The following is a 1061-nucleotide window of genomic DNA, read 5'->3' as shown; positions in this document are numbered from 1 at the left end:
GAGAAAACTTCCGCCGCCGTTCCGGCATTGCACATCCTCCAATCCAGACCAGACCTTATTAGGCCCACTGTCCGAAAAGTGGGAGGCGCGCCAGGGTGAATCTCGGGAAGCTGCGGGCGCTGGCCAAGAGGTTGAAGACGCAGCACGAGCTTGCGGTCGAGTTGTGGGGCACTGGGGACAGCGCGGCGCGGCTGGTGGCGGTGTTGGTTTGCCGGCCCAAGGCGTTCGAGCGTGGTGAGTTGGACGTCATGGTGCGTGAGGCTCGGACGCCTAAGGTGCATGACTGGTTGGTGGGGTATGTGGTGAAGAAGAGCCCGCATGTCGAGGAGTTGCGGGTGGCTTGGTTCGCCGATGCCGATCCGGTTGTGGCCAGTGCTGGGTGGGCGCTGACCACTGATCGGGTGGGGAAGGCTTCGGAGGGGCTGGATCTGGGTGGGTTGCTGGATGTGATCGAGGCTGAGATGAAGGATGCGCCTGACCGGCTTCAGTGGGCGATGAATCATTGTCTGGCTGAGATCGGGATTGAGCATGTGGAGTTGCGGGAGCGGGCGGTGGGTATTGGGGAGCGGTTGGGGGTTTTGAAGGATTATCCGACGCCGAAGGGTTGTACGTCGCCTTATGCGCCGGTTTGGATTGCGGAGATGGTTGGTCGTCGGGTTTGAGTGGGGTGGTGGTGGCTCGGCGCGCGGAGCGCACCATTGCCGGATTTTTGGGGGCGAGATGGCGTTCAGCGCAACCAACGCCGCATTGGGGCGCGGGCGAGGAGTCGGGGCTCAGTGAGGCGGGGCTACCCCCAGCCGGCCGAAGGGGACGTTACCTGCGGCAGGCACGAAACACTCGAAGTTAAGCGAACCAGGATTGCCAACGGCGCGGGCGATTCCCAACCCAACCACCTACCCTAACCGCGCCGCTCTTGCCACCACACAACCCACAGCCTGCAACGCGACTCACCACCCACATTCCCCTCCCCGCAACCTTCCCCCGGCCGGCCCCCGATTCTTTTCCCCAACACGGTCTGGGTCGGTTTGTCAAGGCACGCTTTCCCGCCTTGACAAACCGAC

Annotated in this window: 1 protein-coding gene; it reads left to right on the top strand. The window is 63.2% G+C overall.

Features of this window, described 5'->3' with window-relative positions:
* Positions 1–95: 95 nt before the first annotated feature.
* On the top strand, positions 96–662 hold the full coding sequence (locus AB0878_RS49410) for a DNA alkylation repair protein (RefSeq protein WP_366590663.1): 567 nt from the start codon (positions 96–98) through the stop codon (positions 660–662).
* Positions 663–1061: the final 399 nt, after the last annotated feature.

The organism is Amycolatopsis sp. NPDC047767, assembly GCF_040704195.1.
Lineage (GTDB): Bacteria > Actinomycetota > Actinomycetes > Mycobacteriales > Pseudonocardiaceae > Amycolatopsis.
The sequence above is the reverse complement of the archived record's forward strand: the minus strand, read 5'-3'. Positions and strand labels throughout refer to the sequence as shown.